Below are 21,128 nucleotides of genomic sequence, written 5' to 3' on the forward strand. Positions count from 1 at the left end.
GTTTTTCTCTTTTTAATGATAAGGCACCACTACTCGTCCTAATTTCTTCGAAAAATTATTCAGCAGTTTAGAATAATCTATAACCATACTTAAAATTTCTGAATTATCTTCCTGTGGATTCGTTAGAAGAGAATTCTTTAATTCTGCAATGATTGCAGACACCAAATACCATCGCATAGCAAAAATGGTCTCAGAAACATTCTGCTCAATTGTTTCACTTTTTTGTTTTGGAAAAATATTTTGTCCTTCCCAATTATGAATAGTCAACCTTTCGTCTTCCATTAAAATATTGGTAACTTCCTGAGCAAATTCAGGCTCTAAATGCATCAAATATTTATCTAAACTAAAAGTCTCATTCTGATTGTAAAAATCAATAATATTAGTGTAAATATTTTTAAACAAAACATTCGACAACTCTATCTCATCTTCCTGCAGACTTAGATATATTTTTTCGAACACTTTATACTTTCTTTTTTCAGAAACCTCTTTTACATTTCCCTCTTCATCTGCTTTCAAGAAAACATCTTCAAAATCTTCTACTACACTTCCGTACAAAAGCAGAACCTCAATTACTTTCCTTTCGAAACCATATAAAATATCAACTTTTTGAGCTTGTTGCGGCGGGTAATATCCTGGATCTCCAGGATAATCGTAACCTTCTGGCGGACCTGTTCTTGGATCATCTGGATCCCCTCCTAAAAATGTGCCCGCTTGTGGAGGCTGATTTCGAACAACCTCAAAAGGTTTTTGTTCTTGCTTTTGCTTCTTATTAGCTTCAGCAATATCTTTCTGAATAAGCTGCGCCAAAGTACTCGTAAGAACCTGCTCGGAAATATCCATAATTCTAGCGCATTCTTGAATGTATACTTCTCGCTGAATACGATCTGGTATTTTAGAAATGCTTGCTACCATATCACGAATCAGATCGGCCTTTTTTATTGGGTCATTTTTAGCTTCACCCATTAAAATCGAAGCCTTAAATTGTATAAAGTCTTTACTATTGTTTTCTAAGTAAGCAACTAAATCATCGTGTGAATTTTTTCGAGCAAAACTGTCTGGATCTTCTCCTTCGGGGAAAGAACAAACACGAACGTTCATCCCTTCTTCCAAAATCAAATCGATCCCTCGAATTGCAGCTCTTAAACCTGCGGCATCTCCATCAAAAAGAACGGTGATATTTCGCGTCAGACGATTTATCAAACGAATCTGATCTGGTGTTAAAGCTGTTCCCGACGAAGCCACAACATTTTCTATTCCAGCTTGATTGAACTGAATTACATCGGTATAACCTTCAACCAAGTAACAGTTATTTTGTTTAGCGATAGATTGTTTTGCATGATAAATTCCGTAAAGGACTTTACTTTTATGGTAAATGTCGCTTTCTGGAGAATTCAGGTATTTTGCAGCTTTTTTATCATTGGTTAAAATACGTCCTCCAAAACCTAAAACACGGCCCGACATACTTTGAATTGGAAACATTACGCGTCCTTTAAATCTGTCAAAGGGGCGATCTTCTCTTGGAATTGTTAAACCTGTACTTTCTAGAAATTCTAATTTATAACCTTTCCCTAAAGCTTCTTTGGTCAAAGCATCCCAGGTTTCTGGAGAATATCCTAAATTGAATTTTTTGATGGTTTCATTGGTAAAGCCTCTTTCTTTAAAATAAGATAACCCAATTGCTTTTCCTTCTTCAGAATTGACCAAAACATCTTGAAAATATTTCGCAGCAAATTCAGAAACCAAATACATACTTTCGCGAATATCTGTATTTGCTTTTTCTGCTTCTGTCTGTTCGGTTTCTTCAATTTCGATATTGTATTTTTTTGCCAAATATCGAATCGCTTCTGGATATGTAAACTGGGAGTGTTCCATTAAAAATTTAACAGAATTCCCGCCTTTTCCTGTACTAAAATCTTTCCAAATTCCTTTTGCTGGCGAAACCATAAATGATGGTGAACGCTCATCTGAAAACGGACTCAACCCTTTAAAATTACTTCCTGCACGCTTCAAATTCACAAAATCGCCGATAACCTCCTCTACTCGAGCAGTTTCAAAAACAGAATCAATGGTGGTTTGTGAAATCAAAATATATTAAATTTTAAAAGTTGAGAGCTTGCAAAAATACGTAAATCTTGTTGGAATCTTTATCATTTTAAACCAAAAAAAGCACCTCTCTCGAGATGCCCTTTTACTAACTAAACTTAACTTTATTCTTAATTGAAATCGAAGCGAATACCTAATGAAATATTATTCTCGTCAATTGGATTATTTTTAAATATCGGATTTAAATCATACTTTAAATACAAACTTATTTCTTTGTATCCCACATAAGAGCTTAATCCGTAAACGAAATTGTTTACATTATAATCACCTTTTGTTTTTTGTGTGGTTTTATAATCATTATCTTCAAATTTTAAAATTTGCTTCGATTTTACATTGATTCCTGCATATCCTCCAAACCCCATTCGAAATCCTTTGTGTGTTCTGTAATAGGCTTTCCCATCATAATTTCCGTCTTTCGAAAAATCAAATTCTAAATGAACTGGCACCACCAAATACACATTTCTAAAACGAGATTCTTTTAAATGTATTGGATTTGTCATTAAATCTGTCTGATTCCCATTTACAACAAAACTGCGATTATCTGTTGGACGAAGATTGTTATACATTAATGAAAGTCCGTATTTAGCATGTAATAGATTATTATCATTTAGAATTCTAGAATTTAGAGTCAAGCCCCATTCGTAAAAATGTGATCCAATAAAATCATAATTCGAATCCTGAAGTTTTCCATCAACCATCGCACTATTTAAGCCCATTGCGAAAACAAATTGAGAAGTTGTTCTTTTAGATTCTCTTTTAACTTTATCATCTTGCCCATTGTACACCTTCATTGCTGGTATTTTTATTTCTGTCTGATGCGGTCTAATTGAATCATTGTTACCACCAATTAACAATATAGTTCCACCTTTGTCTTTATTGTAATTTACTTTTCCATCGACTTTTTCCTGAACTAACTCTTGCAATTTTTCCTGTTCAATTGCCACTCTACTTTCAATGTTACGTGCTCTTTTTTCTGCAAAATCTTTTTTCTTTTTTTCTGCTTCTTCTCTGGAAATTGTTCCTTCTACTAATTGATTATTAACTTCATCAACTTCTTTTTTTAATGCTGCTTTCTCTTCATTTGTTATATTTTCGATATTAACCGCAATTGCTTTTGCTTTGCTCTCAAAAGTTTCTTGTCCTACCATTTTAGTAACAAACAGAAATACTAAGAGAAATAGATAAATTGTAAAATTTTTCATGATTACTTTTTTGATTGATTTGATTGATGATTTAATTTTTAATGTTTCGATTTTCAACAGCAACTTTAACGGTGTGGTAACTTTTATTGATTTTTGTAATCATTTTTTCTCTAAAAGAAAGTTCCAGTTCGCCGTCAACCTGATCTAATAAATCGTTTGAATTAATTTTGATTTTTGATTTTGATTTAACTGCATTTTCTGCCAAAATTTTAGTTTCAGCCGTTTTCAATAACTGATCGACATTATCTTGTTTAGTCGTTTCAGCAATTTGAGTTTCATTGTTTACCGATTGTTTTTCTTGATTGTTTTTGATGATGATTGAAGACTCCGCTACTTGATTTGATTCATTTTTAATGGCTATATTTGAAATTTGTCCAGAAGCCTCAGGATTAGTTCTTCTGTTTTTATTTACTTTTTCTTTTAAAGTTTTTTCTGCAATAACAGTTTCTGTTTTTATTGAATCAGTGTTATTTAAAACAGGTTCTGATTCATTATTAGTTTCAGCTTCTTTTTCTACAATTACAGTTTCTGGCGTTGCCACTGTTTTTTTATTTTGATTGAAAAACAAAGTTCCTACTAATAAAAATCCGATGAAACTTGCTGCTATGTACAGCCATTTTCTATTTTTCTTAGGTTTCTTTTCTTCTTGCACGCTCAACATTGCATCCAATCGATCCCAGGCTTTGTTGCTTGGTTCAATTTCTCGTTGGTTTAGCTTTTCACGGAAATCCTTTTCAAAATTATTCGGTTCCATTATCTTGTTTTTTTAAAATAGTAATTTGTGTTTGCAGCATTTTTCTAGCGTGCGATAATTGCGATTTTGATGTTCCTTCATTAATCCCTAACATCTTGGCAATTTCATTGTGTTTGTAACCTTCAATTGCGTATAAATTGAAAACCATTTTATAGCCGTCGGGCAAAGCATCAATTAAATACTGAATCTGTTCTACTGTAAATTGACTGTCAATGTCGTTAAAGCTTTCTTCAACAAAAAATTCATCTTCAGCAAATTTTACTTTTTTCTGAACTCTTAAATACGAAATGCATTCATTAACCATAATCCGTCGAATCCAACCTTCAAAACTTCCTTTGTGCTCAAAGTTTTTCAAATTTGTAAACACTTTCATGAAGGCTGTTATCATTACATCTTCCGCCAATTGAATGTCTTTTATATATTGACGACATACACTTAACATTTTCGAAGAATATTTACCGTAAATCAGCTGTTGTGCCTGACGATTGTTCTCGACAGCCAGCTTTATGATTTTGGTTTCTTCTTGATGTAACGAAATAATTTTCATTAATAAGCTCTTCGGTTTTTGGTTTTAGAAACAGACTTCTATTAGCATAGACGATTGTCGATTTGAAATGGTTGCATCGGATTGAAAAAAATTCCAAATTCCAAATTCCAACACACGGAAATACACAACTGATTTACAACAAAGTAAACCAATTTTCTAATTGACAAATTTTCTAATTATTTAATTAAAAAGATTATTTTTTTCTTTCAATAACGTAGTTGACCATTAAAGTCAAAGCATCTTTATACTCAGAATCTTCGAAGTTTTGAAGAAGAGAAAGCGCTTCCTGCTGGAATTGCACCATTTTATTTTCGGCGTAAGCCAAACCATTATTGTTTTTTACAAAAGCAATAACTTCTTTTACACGTTTTTTGTCTTTGTTGTGGTTTTTGATGGAGTTTATCAGCCACTTTTTTTCTTGTGGAGTACAAGTATTTAATACATGAATTAAAGGCAATGTCATTTTTTGCTCTTTAATATCTATTCCTGTTGGTTTTCCGATGGCTTCTTCGCTGTAATCAAATAAATCATCTTTGATTTGAAATGCCATTCCGATTAACTCACCGAATTTGCGCATGTTTTCTACCTGAATATCATCTTCGATTACAGCCTTAGCACCAAGCGCACAACAAGCGGCAATAAGTGTTGCAGTTTTTTTTCTGATGATTTCATAGTAAACATCTTCGGTAATATCGAGTCTTCTTGCTTTTTCTATTTGAAGCAGTTCACCTTCGCTCATTTCACGAACGGCAACCGAAATGATTCTCAATAAATCAAAATCGCCATTATCTATAGAAAGCAATAATCCTTTAGACAATAAATAGTCTCCAACCAAAACAGCAATTTTGTTTTTCCAAAGTGCATTGATAGAGAAAAATCCGCGACGGCGATTACTGTCATCAACAACGTCATCGTGAACTAAAGTTGCGGTGTGAATTAATTCGATAACCGAAGCCCCACGATAGGTTCTTTCGTTTACGGTACCGCCAGAAACCATTTTTGCCGTCAGAAAAACAAACATCGGACGCATTTGTTTTCCTTTGCGGTTTACGATATAATAAGTGATTCTGTTTAATAACGCAACCTTTGAAGTCATCGATTCATGGAACTTTTTTTCGAAAAGTTCCATCTCGTTAAAAATAGGCTGCTTTATTTGAGACGTAATATTCATTTAGATTCCAAATATACTATTTTAAATAAAATTACGTTGTGTATTTTAGGTTAGGATTGTAATATTTTATGTCTTGCCCTAAAAAAAAATACCAAAAATACCTCTAACTAATACTAATTTGAATTCATTAACTAAAAAAAGAACCTAAAACTATTTATTTATGAAAACAAAATTTTTATTAATTAGTACTTGTATTAGTATGTCTTTTTTCTTCGGATGTAGTTCTGATGAAAAAACAAATGACGGATCAGGCGCAGCGATTACCAACCAAGAAATTTTAACCAATTCTAAAATCGATGCCTCTGTAGAGGATGTAACCAACATTGCTGAAGATCAGTTTAGCGCTCAGCTTAATGTAAACTCAAAACCAGGCGGACCAATTAAAAATTTTCTTCCAAGCTGTGCCATAATTACTACAGTTCTAACCAATAATACATGGACAAAAACAGTAGATTTTGGTACAGAAGGCTGTACCCTAAATAACGGAAATACAGTAAAAGGAAAAATGGTTGTTTCTTTTTCAAATGATTTTAGTACTTCCACACAAACCATCAGCTATACTTTTGAAGGATTTTATCATAATGGTAAAAAAATTCAGGGAAGCAAAAGCATCGTGAGAACTATTAAAGAAACCGATTTATTGGTAACACCACACCCTGTTTTGACGGCTTCTATTGACTTGACTATTACTTTTGATGATGGCGGAGTTTATACTAGAAAAGGAACTTTGACTAAGGAGATGACTTCTGGTTATGACACTTGGTTTGACTGGGACGATAATGTTTTTGTAGTTACTGGAAATGGTTCTACAACTTTCCCTAACGGAGATACTTTTTCAGCAGAAATTACTACACCTTTAGAATTTAAAGCTGCATGCAAAAAATCTATTGCAGTAAAAGGAATTGTTTCTATTACTAAAAATGGCGCTACGGCGACTATAGATTATGGAAACGGAGAATGCGACACTCTTGTAACAGTAACAAAAGACGGTGTTACAGAAGAAATAGATTTGAAAAAATAGCATCCTTTTTGTCCAAGAAAAAAGCATTAAGAATAAGAATTATTTCTCATTTTCAATGCTTTTTTTATTTTCTGAAACCGATCAAATGTCCCGAAAGGACATATCCATCCTTGTCAATATTTTTTTTCTACCGATCATATACTCCTAGCGGAGTATTTTTTTATGCTTCTTTATTGGCTAATTGTCCGCAAGCGGCATCAATGTCTTTTCCTCGGCTTCTTCTTACTTTCACCACTACTCCAATATTTTCTAGAGCTTTTATATAAGCCATAATTGATTCTTCTGACGCTTGCTGGAATTCACCATCATCAATCGGATTATATTCAATTAAATTGACTTTGCACGGTACATATTTGCAGAATTTAACCAACGCATCAACCGAAGCTTTATCGTCGTTGATTCCTTTCCAAACTACATATTCGTATGAAATTTTACTTTTTGTTTTTCTGTACCAATATTCTAATGCTTCTCGTAAATCTTTTAAAGGGAAGTTTTTGCTGAAAGGCATAATGCGTGCGCGAGTTTCATCTATAGCTGAGTGCAATGAAACGGCCAGTTTGAACTTCACATCATCATCAGCCATTTTTTTAATCATTTTCGGAATTCCGGAAGTCGAAACCATAATTCGTTTCGGGGACATTCCCAGACCTTCTTCTGAAGTAATCATATCGATCGCTTTAATGACATTATTATAATTCATTAAAGGCTCTCCCATTCCCATAAAAACGATATTTGAAAGTGGATGATTGTAATACAAACGACTTTCTTTATCTATTGCTAGAACCTGATCGTAAATTTCGCCTGGTTCTAGGTTTCTCATTCTTTTTAATCTTGCTGTTGCACAGAAATTACAGTCTAAACTGCAACCAACTTGACTAGAAACACAAGCCGTAGTTCTGGTTTCTGTCGGAATTAAAACCGATTCAACAACAAGTCCATCATGAAGTCGAACGGCATTTTTTACAGTCCCGTCACTACTCTTCTGCATTGTATCAACTTTAATATGGTTGATTACAAAGCTATTTTCAAGCATTGATCTTGTAGCTTTGGCTACGTTTGTCATGTCTTCAAAACTGTGAGCACCTTTGCTCCATAACCATTCATAAACCTGATTTCCACGAAAAGCTTTATCTCCGTTTTCAACAAAAAAATCGCGAAGCTGCTCTTTTGATAAGGCTCGTATGTCTTTTTTCTCCATTTGCATGCTGCAAAGTTAATCACTTTTGTCATTTTTTGTTTGGTTTTTACATTCATTCTTAATTAAACCACAAAAAAAGCTGGTCAAAAAATGATATTAGTTTTTTATCACACATAACACAACACATTAACCTGCAAATAGTTAACTCTTAATTTCGTTTAAAAAAAATCAAAACCCGAGCAATAACAAGGCTTTACAGTCTTTACAATACCAATTTAATAAAACTTTAGTCATGATTTTTATCATTTCGTTTTCTTCACGCGCGCGATAATTTTGGTCTAAGAAATAAGGACAGTTCTTTGATTCTAACCACTAACTGAATTTAAAGCCTCCCTTATTTAAATGATTAACCTATACTTTATCAACATGAAAACAATTCAATCATTTTTACTGACAGTAATTTTTACAACAATTTCATTACAAACAAACGCGCAAAAAAATTATATCATAGCTACAAATTCAACCTTTGAAGTAGCAGGCACTTCTACCGTACACGACTGGGTAATGAAATCTACAGAAGGAACAGGAAATGCCAGCTTAATGGTTAAAGATTCTAAACTAGCTGGAATAAATAGTTTGACTGTTTCTTTATTGGCAGAAAGCCTAAAAAGCTACAAAGCAAGCATGGACAAAGTTGCTTATGAAGCGATGGATACTGAAACACACAAATACATTGAGTATGTTTTAAAATCTGCTGAAAAAATTGATGAGACCACTTGGAACTTAACTGGAGTTTATACTATTGCCGGCGTAAGCAAAGAATATAAAACACAGGTAAAAGTAACTGCAAGCAAAGGAGGTTTCATTCTGCAAGGTTCTAATCAAATTACTTTTGGCGATTTTGAAATGACTCCTCCTAAGGCTGCCTTGGGAGTCGTAAAAGCAGGAAAAGATCTGACTGTAATTTTCAATATCATTTTAAGCTAGATCTTACTGTTAAAAAACATTCTTTTTTAACATTTTGTGTTTTCGAATTAAATGTTAAAAAATAGCAATTAAACAAAATCAAGCTTCTCTTTTTGCTTAACTGATCGATTCTATAGAAAATGAAAACGTTGTAGTTATTAAATACCTATTTAATAAAATTTTAACAATGACTTTTATCATGTATAAAGCTCATTTATAGAAGGATCTTTGATACAAGTTAAAACAACATTCTTAGTACTAAATAGAAACTGGCCGACTATTAACTTATTTTTTATAATATAAACATGACAAAAATGAAAACAAATACATTAAAACTTTTAGCCGTTGTAACAGCATTTTTAGGAATCAGCACATTTGCGACAGCACAAAAATCATATGCTTTAGATAGTAAATCAACTTTTTCTGTTGCGGGTACTTCTACGCTTCATGACTGGGAAATGAAATCGGCTTCCGGAACTGGAACAGCTACATTAAATATTGCTAACGGAAAACTAACCGATATTGAAGCTTTAACTGTAACTCTTTTAGCCGAAAGCGTAAAAAGCGAGAAAAAAAGCATGGACAAGGTAGCTTACGAAACTTTGAAAACAGATAAAAACAAGCAAATTAAATATGTTCTTAAATCTGCTGAAAAAGTAAATGAAACAACTTGGGAACTAACAGGAACTTATACCATTGCTGGAGTTAGCAAAGTTTACAAAACTTCTGTAAAAACCACAGTTACAGCAAACGGATTAAACCTTCAAGGAAGCAACAAAATCACTTTTACAGATTTCGGAATGAAATCTCCAACAGCAATGCTTGGAACAATAAAAACAGGTCAAGACCTAACACTAAAATTCAATTTAAACTTTAATTTATAAACGCCATGAAGAAAATTTATATTCTATTCGTCACATTAATCAGCACATTTGCTGTTCAAGCACAGGTTAGTTTTGGAAACATGCAAAATCAAATCTCCAGAGGAAAAGACGGCATCAACGTTTTCGACGTACAAAAAGACAATCGAGAATTTAAAGGTCTTAGCATTGACCTTGGTGGTGCTTTTAATATGGATTTCCAAGCAACAAATTCATTCAACAACCAACCTGCTACCATTACGACTACAACTAATACAGCTACTGGTACTACCACTAGATCAATTACGGGATATCGTTTAATGAATACTGAGAACAATTTTACTCTTCCTGCTGCTGATATGTATATTGGTGCTCAATTGTTTGATGGAGTAAGAGTGAATTTAGATGTTTATTTGGCTTCAAGACACCACAATGATTCTTATGTAAAAGGTGGTTACTTACAAATTGACAAGTTAGACTTCATCAAAAAAGATTTCCTTGCTGATTTCATGAAATATGCAACAATTAAAATTGGACAAATGGAGAACAATTTTGGTGATGCTCACTTTAGAGGTTCTGATAATGGTAATACAATCCGAAATGCATTTGTTGGAAATAACATCATGTATTCTTTCACAACAGAAATGGGTATGGAGGTTTACTACAACAGAAATGGATTGGTAAGTATGTTAGGTGTCACAAATGGTAATTTAAATCAAAGTAACGAAGAAGTTTTTTATACCAACGGACCAAACACTAATACAACGCATAGTCCTTCAATCTTAGCTAAATTAGGTTATGACAAACAGCTTAATGAAGATTTAAGAGTGAGATTAACTGGTTCTTTTTACCATAATGCAAATCTTGGTAATGCAAATATATATTCTGCTAATAGATCTGGATTTGGGTATTGGGGTATCTTAAATAATAATGCTTATAAAAATACGATTACTAAAACGGATGCAAATGGTACTGTAATTTCTACAACTACTACTGATGTGCCTACTAGTTTCAGTAAAACATCTACTCCAGAGGCAACGTTTAATCCTAATTTCAAAAACTGGGCAACTACCTACATGATTAACCCATTTGTGAAGTATAAAGGACTTGAATTCTTCGGAACAATCGAATTAGCTTCAGGAGGAGATAAAGCGGGTACAGACGACAAACGTACCGCTAATCAATATGCTTCAGAACTTATTTACAGATTTGGAAATACTGAACAATTCTATATCGGAGGAAAATACAATACCGTATCTGGAAAATTATCTAATGCTGATGCTAAAAAGGTTACCGTAGATAAATTTGAAGCAAGTGCTGGCTGGTTTATGACTAAAAACATTTTAGCTAAATTAAACTATGTTAATCAAAAATATAAAGATTATTCACAATTTACAGGAGATCCTGCTACTGGAAATCTTAACAACTTTTATGGTGGTAAATTTGAAGGTTTAGTATTCGAAGCAACAATTGCATTCTAATATAAAAAAAATGAAAACAAGATTTTCAATCTTAATTATGGGTTTAGTAGTTTTCTTTTTCTTAGGAAGTGCTAAACCCACTTTTTTTCCAGAAGATACAGCTGTGGTAATAAATAAAATAAAAATAGAAATCACAGGTCTATCAACTGTGGGCAAATACAATTGCTCAAACACATTTTCTATAAAGGATACTGTTTACGTAAACTCAGTTAAAAAAAACACTTTTAATACCGACATCAAAATGTCCAACTTTGATTGTGGCAATAAAATAATGACGAAAGATTTACAAGGAACAGTAAAAGTGAAAAAATTCCCTAACAGCACAGTTTCTATAAGCGATATAAAGCCTTGTGGAAAAAATTACAAATGCAGACTAAACTTTTTCATAACAGATAAAACACTCAAATACAAAGATTTTATACTATACAATACCGATGACAAAATTCAAGGAACACTTAGTTTAAAATTCTCTGATATCGAATTGGAACCGCCAGTAAAAATGGCTGGATTGATTAAAGTAAAAGACGATATTGTTATTAATTTCAGTTTATACAAAAACTAATTTCTTCGCAAAAAAAAATAAACAGCGAGCACACAAAATCAAAATTTGGCACAAGAATTGTTTTGCTCTAAAAAGAAAACATAATCTTACAAAGAGCTCAATCATTTTAAAATTTGTAATTTTATTTTTCAGCCATTTAACCTTTAAGTTTATCAACCTAAAAAAAATTGAAATTATGAAAAAACAAATTTTGAGTTTAGCTGTTATTGCTTTATTAGCATTCGCTGTTCAATCATGCGAGAAAAAAGAAAACAAACCCGCAGAAGATGAATTAACCCTTGGAAACAAAGTTGATTCTTTAACATCAGATATCGAAGAAGTGAAAGATACTGCAGTAAGCAAAGCTGAAAATGCAGCTACTAAAGCTAAAGATGCTACAGAAAAAGCGGCAAATGATGTAAAAGACGCTACTAAAAAAGCAGCTGAAGATGTAAAAGATGCTACTAAAAAAGGCGCAGAAAAAGTAGAAAATGCGGCTAAAGCAGCAAAAGACGGAACTGTAAAAACAGCAAAAGAAGTAAATGAAGCTTTGAAAAAATAAATTTCATCAGAATCCGAACAGAAACCATTCGCAAAACGAATGGTTTTTTTATGAAAAATTGTAAGCGAATTATTTTTGTATTTTTGTATTCAAATTACAAGATACTACCACATGCATTTTATATCTCAAGAATTAGAAGACTATATCGAGCAACATTCTGAAAACGAACCAGAATTACTAGCGAAACTTAATAAAGAAACTTACCAGAAAATACTTTTGCCAAGAATGCTAAGTGGCCACTTTCAAGGCCGTGTTTTAAGCATGCTTTCAAAATTGATTCGTCCAGTTAATATTCTTGAAATCGGAACATATACTGGTTACGCTGCTTTATGTTTATGCGAAGGAATGCAAGAAAACGGACAACTGCATACAATTGACATAAAAGAAGAATTAGTCGATTTTCAGAGAAAATATTTTGACGCATCACCTTGGGGAAGTCAAATTTTTCAGCATTTGGGAGAAGCTGTAAACATTATCCCAGATTTAGACCTGAAATTTGATTTGGTTTTTATTGACGCAGATAAGGAAAATTACCTCAATTACTGGGAAATGATTGTTCCTAAAATGAATAAAGGAGGTATCATTTTATCGGACAATGTTTTATGGAGTGGAAAGATTCTTGATCCGGTTCATCCAAATGATGTTAGTACAAAAGTGCTTTTAGAATACAATCAGCTTCTTAAAGATGACCCTAGAGTAGAGACCGTTTTATTGCCAATTCGTGATGGATTGACTGTTAGTCGTGTTTTATAATTTTTAGTTTCTACAGTACTAAGATTCTAAGGTTTTCTTCAGATTTTAAAACATTTATAATGATTCACTCAAAACAAATTGACAGCGAAGGATTTTCAATAATTAATAATGTTTTTACAGAGAATGAAATTGAAAATGTAATTTCATTGATTGAAAACAAAGCTAAAAATGATTCTGATAATGCAACTTTTAGAAAATCTGAGGATTTATTTGCTATCAGACAATTTCACAAAGAAATGCCTGAAATTTTAGATTTTATTTTCAATGAAAATCTAAAAGAAATCATTGAATCTAATTTTGGAAAAGGATATTTCATAACTAAATCTATTTATTTTGACAAACCTGAAAAATCGAATTGGTTTGTACCTTATCATCAGGATTTAACTATTTCTGTTGATCAAAAAATTGAAATAGAAAATTTTGAAAACTGGACTGTAAAACAAAATCAATTTGCAGTACAGCCACCTACAGAAATATTAGAAAACAATTTCACAATCAGAATTCATATTGACAAAACCACTAAAGACAATGGTGCTTTAAAAGTAATCAATAATTCACATTCAAAAGGAATCTTAAGAATTGAAAACCTTGATTTCGAAAAAGAAAAAGAAACAATTTGCGAGGTTGAAAAAGGTGGTATTATGATAATGAAACCTCTATTATTTCACGCATCAAATAAAACCACAAACAATGAGCGCAGAAGAGTCATTCATATTGAATTTAGCAAGCAACAGCTTCCAAATGGCTTGGAATGGAGCGAAAAAACAATCATTAACTAAAGTTTGAGATACTAAGATACTGAGACGCTAAGATTCTAAGTTTTACACTACTTACTTGCCTCAAGCTTTAGCTGGAGGTATATAATTTAGCTTCCCAAGGCTTTAGCCAAATACTTCATAATATTTGGCTAAAGCCTTTTTTATTTGCCCATAAAAAAACCTCCAGCTAAAGCTGGAGGCAATTTACTATATATCTTTAAAACCTTAGTATCTCAGAATCTTAGCATCTTAAAAAAAAACTATCCCGGAAAATACTGTGGCTTTAGTTTTTTATAAACTAAATAAAGTAAAAATCCGAAAAGTGCTCCAAAGAAATAACCGGTAAGAATATCACCCGGAAAATGCAATCCTAAATAAATTCGGCTGTAAGCAAAAACTAAAGGCCAAAAAAATATGAATCCGAAATATTTGAAATAGCGTTTTAAAATCAAAAATAAGAAAGTTGCAACCGCCATAGTGTTAGCAGCATGTCCAGAGAAAAAGCTATATGATTTTCTAACCTGAACAACTCTGATAATGGAGTTAACTTCAGGGTCATTACATGGTCGCAAACGCTGAAAAGTATGTTTGAACAAATTACAGGTTTGATCTGTAAAAGCAATCAAAACAGCTATAAAAAGCAATAAATACAGGGTTTGCTTTCCTCCTATTTTTTTATAAATAAGATAAAAAAGCAACAAGAAAAATGGTGTCCAGTATAACTGATTTGTTATAATCAACCATAATTTATCGTATGTTTCAGAGCCTAATCCGTTAAGAAAGATTAAAAGATCTTTATCTAATTCCTGTATTTTTTCAAGCATTACATTTGGCGTTTAATAGGTCCAGAAAGAGTATCAATATCTTCTTTTACTTTTTCGATTTCATTTGCAGTATCTCCTAAAAGATTTCCTGTATCGCCAAGTAAATTCGATTTTGCATTATTAATTTCTGCATTGATATTTCCAGTAATATCATTCAGCGATTTTGCATCAAGGCCATTAGCCTCTGCCCCTTTCTGAATTTCACTTTTAATATCATTAGTTGCATTTTTTAATTGAGCCATAGCTTTCCCCATTGTACGCGCAATTTCAGGCACTTTATCAGAACCAAAAAGCATAAGCACGATAAACAATATGAAAATCAATTCTCCTCCTCCTATACCAAACATAACTTTTAATTTTGTAGTCGCAAAGATATTAAATTTTGCAGCTTAGAGTTTTAAAATTAACTTAAAAAGTCCTTTAAAATACATTTCATAAAAAGAAAAAAGTTCATCAAGCTTTCAAACTTGATGAACTTTTCATTCTTATTTTATTTTATTTAGTCAAATTTTGACTTTGTTTCTACTTTTGGCCAAGAGTTATTGGTTACATCAATATCTGCTGTTAGCAATTGAGGGTCAACTTGAATACTCTTAATTGCTTTTGTTGTAGCATAAACTTTTCTAGCCGTATCATTACTTTTTCTCCAGATTTGAGCTGGATATTTGTAATTATCTTTAGAACCATCTTCGTAAGTAATCTCAACCAAAATAGGCATAATCATTCCGCCTGGTTTGTTGAATTCTACTTCATAGAAATATTTAGGAGCTTTAATAGATGCTTTTTCTTCAGCCGTAAAAGTCTGATCTACATAATCAGCTAAAGGTTTGAAATCTTGTACTTTTAAAGCTTTTTTCTTAGAATCACTTACTTCTGCATTATCTCCAGAAACCAAGTAAACAAAAGGCCCTTTTTCAAAACCGAAACGTCCTTTTCTAATTTTTACATCTTTAATATCTGTAGTTGGAGTATCAGAAACGTAATATTGTTTTACATCTTTAATTCCGATATCTACGAAATCTGTTGAGTAGAACCAACCTCTCCAGAACCAATCTAAATCTACTGCTGAAGCATCTTCCATTGTTCTAAAGAAATCTTCTGGTGTTGGATGTTTAAACTTCCATCTGTTTGCATACGTTCTGAATGCATGATCAAATAATTCTCTTCCCATAACTACTTCTCTTAAAATATTAAGACCTGTTGCTGGTTTTCCATAAGCATTATTTCCGAATTGGTGGATTGTTTCAGAGTTTGACATAATTGGCTCCAAGAACTTTTGATCCCCGCTCATGTAAGGAACAATATTTTTTGCAGGACCTCTTCTTGAAGGGAAATTTGAATCTAATTCCTGCTCAGCTAAATATTCTAAAAATGAGTTCAAACCTTCATCCATCCAAGTCCATTGGCGCTCATCTGAATTCACAATCATTGGAAAGAAAGTGTGTCCAACTTCGTGGATAATAACACCAATCATTCCGTTTTTAACTTCTTTGCTCGTTACGCCATTTTCGTCAGGACGCCCATAGTTCCAACAAATCATTGGATATTCCATACCTTGATCTTCCGCAGAAACAGAAACTGCTTTTGGATAAGGATAATCAAAAGTATGAGAAGAATAGCTCTTTAAGGTATGAGCAACAACCATTGTAGAAGTTTCTCCCCAAAGAGGGTTTGCTTCTTTTGGATAAACAGATTCTGCCATAACAGTTCTATTTCCAATTTTCACAGCCATTGCATCGTAAATGAATTTTCTTGAAGAAGCAATTCCGAAATCACGAACATTTTTAGCACTGAATTTCCAAGTTTTTTTCTTCTCAGAAAAACCTTTTTCAGCCGCTTCTGCTTCTGCCTGTGTTACAATAACTACAGGTTTATCAAATGATTTTTGCGCTTGTTCATATCTTTTTACTTGCTCAGCAGTAAACACTTCACTTCTGTTCATTAATTCTCCTGTTGCATCAATCACGTGATCTGCAGGAACTGTAATATTTACGTCAAAGTTTCCAAAAGGAAGAGCAAACTCTCCGCTTCCCCAGAATTGCATGTTCTGCCATCCTTCAACATCATTGTAAACCGCCATTCTTGGGTAGAACTGCGCAATTACATATAACTTGTTACCATCTTTCTCAAATAATTCATATCCTGAACGACCACCTTCTTTTCTATAGTTATTGATATTGTACCACCATTTGATTGAGAAAGAGATTTTTTCTCCTGGTTTTAAAGGCGAAGTCAGATTAATACGCATCATGGTTTCATTGATCGTATAAGACAATTCGCTTCCTTTTGCATCTTTAACTTGTTCAATATTAAAACCGCGCTCTAAATCCTTTTTCAAATATTTAGAAGAAAAACCATCAAGTGGCAAAACCTGACTAATTTTATCACTTTCTGCTAATGAAGATTGCGTATTTGCTTTTGCTTGATTTTGATCTAATTGCACCCATAAGTACTCCAAACTATCTGGCGAGTTATTTGTATAAGTAATGGTTTCAGATCCGCTTAATTTTGAATTTTTATCATCCAATTCAACATCAATTTTGTAATCTGCTTGCTGCTGGTAGTAAGCTGGTCCAGGCGCTCCAGAGGCTGTACGGAACATATTTGGAGTTGCCAGCAAATCGTACATTTGACTAAACTTGTTCGTATCGTACTTTCCCTGTTGTTTAGTAGGTGCGGTTGTTGCTTTATCCTGCGCTACTAACATTGCAGGAAAAAGTAATAATAATGAAAGTTTTTTCATAAAATTTTAATGGTAATTTCTTTAGGCTGTGAAAATAGCAATTAAAACACTAATTTTATCAACAACTTAATATTTTAACAATTCTTTCCTTGAAGATTCTGTAAAAAGAACGCTTCTTTTTGTATCAAATACTGAAATATGTGTAATGTTTTGCTGTTCTGAATTCCAATCTACTAAAATAGTATTTGAAATTTCAAGTGTTTTAAATTTATCGATATCCTTAATTCTGGAATAGCAGACCAAAACATCATCAGCTTCTACTTCTTTAGATAAAAAAGTTATGGCTTTTGATTGCCCGTTTACTTTAATTAAAAAATGTTCTGATAGATATTTTTTTAATAATTCAACATCTGCTGGAGTTTCTTTGCTTGTGCCAACAAATGTCTTTTTGTGATACTTTTTCTCCATTGCATTATTCAAATCATCAATAAAAATGCGGGAAGTAATTTGTAGCATCTTCTTTTCTGCTGCATAATTTACCTGAAAAACACCAACATAAAATTTATGAAAAGCAAATGCCGAAGACAATACAAACAAAACTCCAAGCAAAGGGAAAACTAACTTTTTTTTCATTTTTGAGCAGCCTCAGCTTTCTTAAACTCTTTATTCTTATTAATCATGAAATCCATTAACTGAAACTTCTGATCTGGATCTACCATTTCTTTAGAATGCGGATCGTTTGAACAATACATCAAGAAAAGCTCTACTTCGTCATCTTTAAGATTAAGTGTTTTAGAATAAAAATCTTTTGTGAAATTATCTTTAGCATATTCTACGAAAGCAATATCTGTAATTTCTTCTTCTCTTACTTCGTCTTTTTTACTTAAAAGCTTTTTGACATCTTTAAAAATTCGAACAAAATCAGTTCCATATTTTATAGTCTGATCAGAAAGCATCGCATTGTTTTTTGCAGTAGACTGTTTGTCGTCTTCAAACTGCATATCCACATATTTTTGTGAACCGCCTTGCAACGCTTTTACTTTTAATTCTTTATGAACAACAACTTCTTTAAGCTGATTATTAACCAAATCTAGCTTTATTTTCAAAAGAATCTCATCACAGTCTTTTTCTGTTAAAACGACTTTTTTTGATTGAAATGTCAAGCCAGAAAACAGCAAAGTATCTTTTGGCTGTGCAACAATATCAAACAAACCTCCAGAACCAATAAATGTCCTAACATTTGCATTAATATTCATTACATAACCACTTTCTATGGCTAAAAAATCATTGATAACCTGACCGTGTAATGGTTTCCTGAAACCGTTTTGCCCTAATACAAATTGACAAAATAAGCAGACAACGAGTACTCCTAATTTATTTTTCATTTTCGAGAATTGTTAGATATTTTCTTGCTAGATCTGTGATTAAAAACATACTCATTGTTTTGTTTTTCGTATTCAAAGATACAGCAAAATCGGCATCATCTACACAAAATAATTGAAATCCTTTTATATAATCTACAGGAATTTTCAATCTATCTGTATAATAATTCTCTTCAAAAAGATACTCAAGCTTTCTAAAAAGCATTTCTTTTTTCTCTACATTCACTTCTTTTTTCAGCATTGCAGTTCGTCCCGAAATTGCATTTAAAAGCTTATCTACTGATGTTGAAGTCGCTGTATAAACCTTTCGTTCTGCAGGGGTGTATTTTTTTTGTCCGTATGGAATAATTCCTAAATTTTCAGCTGTTATATTCGCGTTTTCGTTAACAATGACCTCTTTCAACTCCACTTCTTTAGCTACCATTTTCACAACTAAAGAACTAACAGTCAAATCGTCTGCTGATACCCTACGTTTAACGGGTTCCAAGTTTACAGCAGAAAAAACCAAAACATCTCCTTCATGCACTGCAATCGAAAAATTACCATCAGAATCTGAAACTGTAGTCGCTTGAGTGGCATTATTTATAATATTAACCCCTTCAATCGAAGTCGATCGCTCCAACACTCTCCCTACTAATAATTTCACATCTGTTTTTTGTCCAAAAACAATCTGAACAAAAAAAAGAGACGCAAAAATTGATATAAACTTATTTATTTTCACCTGTAATTATTTCTTTATACTTTACAGCCAATTCTCCTAAAAGAAATTCTGTAGAAGTTTTATTTTTTGAATTCATAGCTGCACAGAAACTTTCATTTTCAATTGCATAAAACTTAAATTCATTTACATTTTCTTTAGAAATATTTAAACGCTCGACAAAATAAACTTCATCAAACAAATAACCTAATCTCTCAAAATTCTTTTCCTTTTTCTCGATTTCAACATTTGCTTTTAACCGCTTTGTCCTGCCATTTATTTTATTTATCAAAGGGTCAAGTTGCATTGAACCTCCCAAAAGCCCAAGCAACATCACAGGTTTAAAATCTCCAGCTGTTGCCAATTGCCTTTCTGCCTGGGTATATTTTTTCTGTCCTCGAGGAATAATTCCTAAATTCTCCGCTGTAATAGCGGTATTATCATTTACAATAACTTCTTTTAATGCTACTTCTTCGGCGTTCATCTTAATCGATAGCAATTCTGAACGCATATCATCTGATGTGATTTGCCTTTTAACAGAATTCAAACCAACAGAAGAAAAAAGCAAAACCTCACCCTCGCTTACATCAATAGCAAAATTACCTTGTGCGTCTGTAATTACAGCAACTTCGGCATTACTATTTATAACATTAACACCTTCAACCGGATTAGACATTTCTGTTACCCTGCCATACAATCGTTTAACTTCTGTTTGCCCAAAATTGTTTTGAACAAAAAACAGAAAAAAAACAGCTGATATGGTTTTACTTGTTTTCACTCGCAAGCATTTCTTTATACTTTACAGCCAATTCTCCCAAAAGAAATTCAGTAGAAGTTTTATTTTTAGAATTCAAAATTACAGTAAACTTATCATTCTCAATTGCATAATACTCAAAGCCTTTTACATAATCTGCTGGAATTTTTAATCGGTCAATAAAATGATCCAGACTAAACATATTCTCTAAAAGTCTCATAAAAAATTCCTTTTTCTCCACCGCAACTTCCTTTTTAAGCATAGCTGTTCTTCCTGAGAAAAAATTCAGCAATGGATCTGCAGAGATAGAACCTCCTGCCATTGTCCCTCCATTTGCCGTGGCATTTAACGCAGTTGCGGTCTGCAATTTGCGTTCGGCAGAAGTATATTTCTTTTGCCCCATCGGAATCACACCCAAACTTTCAGCATTAATATTATCATACCGCTTCACAACAACCTCTTGCAATTGATACATAATCATCGTAAGATTGACAGAAAAATTGAGATTTGAAAAATCTTCTTGTTTCAATAAAACTCTTTTTTCTTTAAAACTTATTGAAGAAAAAACCAGAACATCGTCTGCCTTTGCTAAAATTGAAAAAGATCCCGAAGCGTTTGTCATCACGGTTTCTTCTGTTTGCGCATTGATTACATAAATACCTTCCAAATCAGAAGCATTCGAAATCACTTTACCGCTAAAAATAGAACGATCCAAACTTTGCGACCAGCAAGCTTGTCCTGCCAAAACAATTAAAAAACAAGTAATTTTCTGAAACAAAATAAAATAATTTAAAAATATTCTTAAAACGGTAAAAATATCCTAAGTGGTTCCAAAATTAATACTAATGACTTGGTAAAAATTTGTTAATTAAAACATTAAAAATTCAAACAAAAACAGAGTTTTTAATACCTTTAACAAACATAATTTGAG

At 32.5% G+C, this 21,128-nt stretch carries 22 protein-coding genes; 8 read left to right on the plus strand and 14 right to left on the minus strand.

Translation table 11 applies throughout. The features are described from left to right. Positions 1-12: 12 nt before the first annotated feature. The 5 genes from dnaG to ABXT06_RS06870 form a co-directional block, all read right to left on the minus strand. A complete protein-coding gene (gene dnaG / locus ABXT06_RS06850) occupies positions 13-2,085 on the minus strand; it encodes a DNA primase (RefSeq protein WP_354590062.1) in 2,073 nt (690 codons plus the stop codon). 128 nt (positions 2,086-2,213) lie between these two features. Beyond that, positions 2,214-3,305 (minus strand): OmpH/Skp family outer membrane protein, encoded by a 1,092-nt coding sequence (locus ABXT06_RS06855; protein WP_354590063.1) that lies wholly within the window; start codon positions 3,303-3,305, stop codon positions 2,214-2,216. Positions 3,306-3,336: 31 nt separating this feature from the next. Further along, complete coding sequence (locus tag ABXT06_RS06860; protein ID WP_354590064.1) at positions 3,337-4,059, minus strand: hypothetical protein; 723 nt, start codon at positions 4,057-4,059, stop codon at positions 3,337-3,339. Then, positions 4,046-4,606, minus strand: a complete 561-nt coding sequence (locus ABXT06_RS06865; RefSeq protein WP_354590065.1) for an RNA polymerase sigma factor — start codon at positions 4,604-4,606, stop codon at positions 4,046-4,048. Before ABXT06_RS06865 ends, ABXT06_RS06860 begins: the two co-directional genes overlap by 14 nt. Positions 4,607-4,799: 193 nt before the next feature. Then, positions 4,800-5,777, minus strand: coding sequence for a polyprenyl synthetase family protein (locus ABXT06_RS06870; RefSeq protein WP_354590066.1), 978 nt, complete (start codon positions 5,775-5,777; stop codon positions 4,800-4,802). 160 nt (positions 5,778-5,937) lie between these two features. Here ABXT06_RS06870 and ABXT06_RS06875 point away from each other — a divergent pair, with 160 nt between their 5' ends. Next, positions 5,938-6,798, plus strand: a complete 861-nt coding sequence (locus ABXT06_RS06875; protein WP_354590067.1) for a hypothetical protein — start codon at positions 5,938-5,940, stop codon at positions 6,796-6,798. 160 nt (positions 6,799-6,958) lie between these two features. Here ABXT06_RS06875 and rlmN read toward each other — a convergent pair whose 3' ends face one another. Continuing rightward, positions 6,959-8,002 (minus strand): dual-specificity RNA methyltransferase RlmN, encoded by a 1,044-nt coding sequence (gene rlmN, locus ABXT06_RS06880; protein ID WP_354590068.1) that lies wholly within the window; start codon positions 8,000-8,002, stop codon positions 6,959-6,961. Positions 8,003-8,362: 360 nt separating this feature from the next. Between rlmN and ABXT06_RS06885 the strand changes: the two genes are divergently transcribed. From ABXT06_RS06885 to ABXT06_RS06915, 7 genes are all read left to right on the plus strand, one after another. Continuing rightward, complete coding sequence (locus ABXT06_RS06885) at positions 8,363-8,923, plus strand: YceI family protein (protein WP_354590069.1); 561 nt, start codon at positions 8,363-8,365, stop codon at positions 8,921-8,923. A 293-nt stretch (positions 8,924-9,216) separates the two neighbouring features. Beyond that, positions 9,217-9,786 carry a YceI family protein gene (locus ABXT06_RS06890; protein WP_354590070.1) on the plus strand — a complete coding sequence of 190 codons (570 nt, stop codon included), beginning with the start codon at positions 9,217-9,219 and terminating at the stop codon, positions 9,784-9,786. 5 nt (positions 9,787-9,791) lie between these two features. Next, entirely contained in the window at positions 9,792-11,243 is a 1,452-nt protein-coding gene (locus ABXT06_RS06895; RefSeq protein WP_354590071.1) for a hypothetical protein, read from the plus strand. 10 nt (positions 11,244-11,253) lie between these two features. After that, the gene (locus ABXT06_RS06900; protein WP_354590072.1) at positions 11,254-11,805 is read left to right on the plus strand and encodes a hypothetical protein; all 552 of its coding nucleotides are present in this window, start codon (positions 11,254-11,256) and stop codon (positions 11,803-11,805) included. Positions 11,806-11,980: 175 nt separating this feature from the next. Then, positions 11,981-12,346, plus strand: a complete 366-nt coding sequence (locus ABXT06_RS06905) for a hypothetical protein (RefSeq protein WP_274255480.1) — start codon at positions 11,981-11,983, stop codon at positions 12,344-12,346. A gap of 111 nt (positions 12,347-12,457) precedes the next feature. Beyond that, entirely contained in the window at positions 12,458-13,099 is a 642-nt protein-coding gene (locus tag ABXT06_RS06910; RefSeq protein ID WP_354590073.1) for an O-methyltransferase, read from the plus strand. A 59-nt stretch (positions 13,100-13,158) separates the two neighbouring features. Then, positions 13,159-13,878: a phytanoyl-CoA dioxygenase family protein gene (locus ABXT06_RS06915; RefSeq protein WP_354590074.1), complete on the plus strand. Its 720-nt coding sequence runs from the start codon at positions 13,159-13,161 to the stop codon at positions 13,876-13,878. A 239-nt stretch (positions 13,879-14,117) separates the two neighbouring features. Here ABXT06_RS06915 and ABXT06_RS06920 read toward each other — a convergent pair whose 3' ends face one another. The 8 genes from ABXT06_RS06920 to ABXT06_RS06955 all read right to left on the minus strand — a co-directional run bounded on the left by ABXT06_RS06920 (position 14,118) and on the right by ABXT06_RS06955 (position 20,975). Then, positions 14,118-14,681: a phosphatase PAP2 family protein gene (locus ABXT06_RS06920; protein ID WP_354590075.1), complete on the minus strand. Its 564-nt coding sequence runs from the start codon at positions 14,679-14,681 to the stop codon at positions 14,118-14,120. Then, a complete protein-coding gene (locus ABXT06_RS06925) occupies positions 14,681-15,028 on the minus strand; it encodes a Sec-independent protein translocase subunit TatA/TatB (protein ID WP_354590076.1) in 348 nt (115 codons plus the stop codon). Before ABXT06_RS06925 ends, ABXT06_RS06920 begins: the two co-directional genes overlap by 1 nt. A gap of 152 nt (positions 15,029-15,180) precedes the next feature. After that, the gene (locus tag ABXT06_RS06930) at positions 15,181-17,424 is read right to left on the minus strand and encodes a M1 family metallopeptidase (protein ID WP_354590077.1); all 2,244 of its coding nucleotides are present in this window, start codon (positions 17,422-17,424) and stop codon (positions 15,181-15,183) included. A 66-nt stretch (positions 17,425-17,490) separates the two neighbouring features. Next, positions 17,491-17,997: a DUF6702 family protein gene (locus tag ABXT06_RS06935; RefSeq protein WP_354590078.1), complete on the minus strand. Its 507-nt coding sequence runs from the start codon at positions 17,995-17,997 to the stop codon at positions 17,491-17,493. After that, a complete protein-coding gene (bamP, locus tag ABXT06_RS06940; RefSeq protein WP_354590079.1) occupies positions 17,994-18,749 on the minus strand; it encodes a BamP family beta-barrel-assembly machinery protein in 756 nt (251 codons plus the stop codon). Before bamP ends, ABXT06_RS06935 begins: the two co-directional genes overlap by 4 nt. Then, positions 18,739-19,392, minus strand: coding sequence for a carboxypeptidase-like regulatory domain-containing protein (locus ABXT06_RS06945; protein ID WP_354590080.1), 654 nt, complete (start codon positions 19,390-19,392; stop codon positions 18,739-18,741). The genes bamP and ABXT06_RS06945 overlap by 11 nt, the downstream gene beginning before the upstream one ends. Before the next feature lie 61 nt (positions 19,393-19,453). Then, positions 19,454-20,221, minus strand: coding sequence for a carboxypeptidase-like regulatory domain-containing protein (locus ABXT06_RS06950; RefSeq protein ID WP_354590081.1), 768 nt, complete (start codon positions 20,219-20,221; stop codon positions 19,454-19,456). Then, positions 20,208-20,975, minus strand: a complete 768-nt coding sequence (locus ABXT06_RS06955) for a carboxypeptidase-like regulatory domain-containing protein (RefSeq protein WP_354590082.1) — start codon at positions 20,973-20,975, stop codon at positions 20,208-20,210. Before ABXT06_RS06955 ends, ABXT06_RS06950 begins: the two co-directional genes overlap by 14 nt. Positions 20,976-21,128 lie beyond the last annotated feature (153 nt).

The organism is Flavobacterium sp. UW10123, assembly GCF_040538975.1.
In the GTDB taxonomy this organism is placed as follows: Bacteria; Bacteroidota; Bacteroidia; order Flavobacteriales; family Flavobacteriaceae; genus Flavobacterium.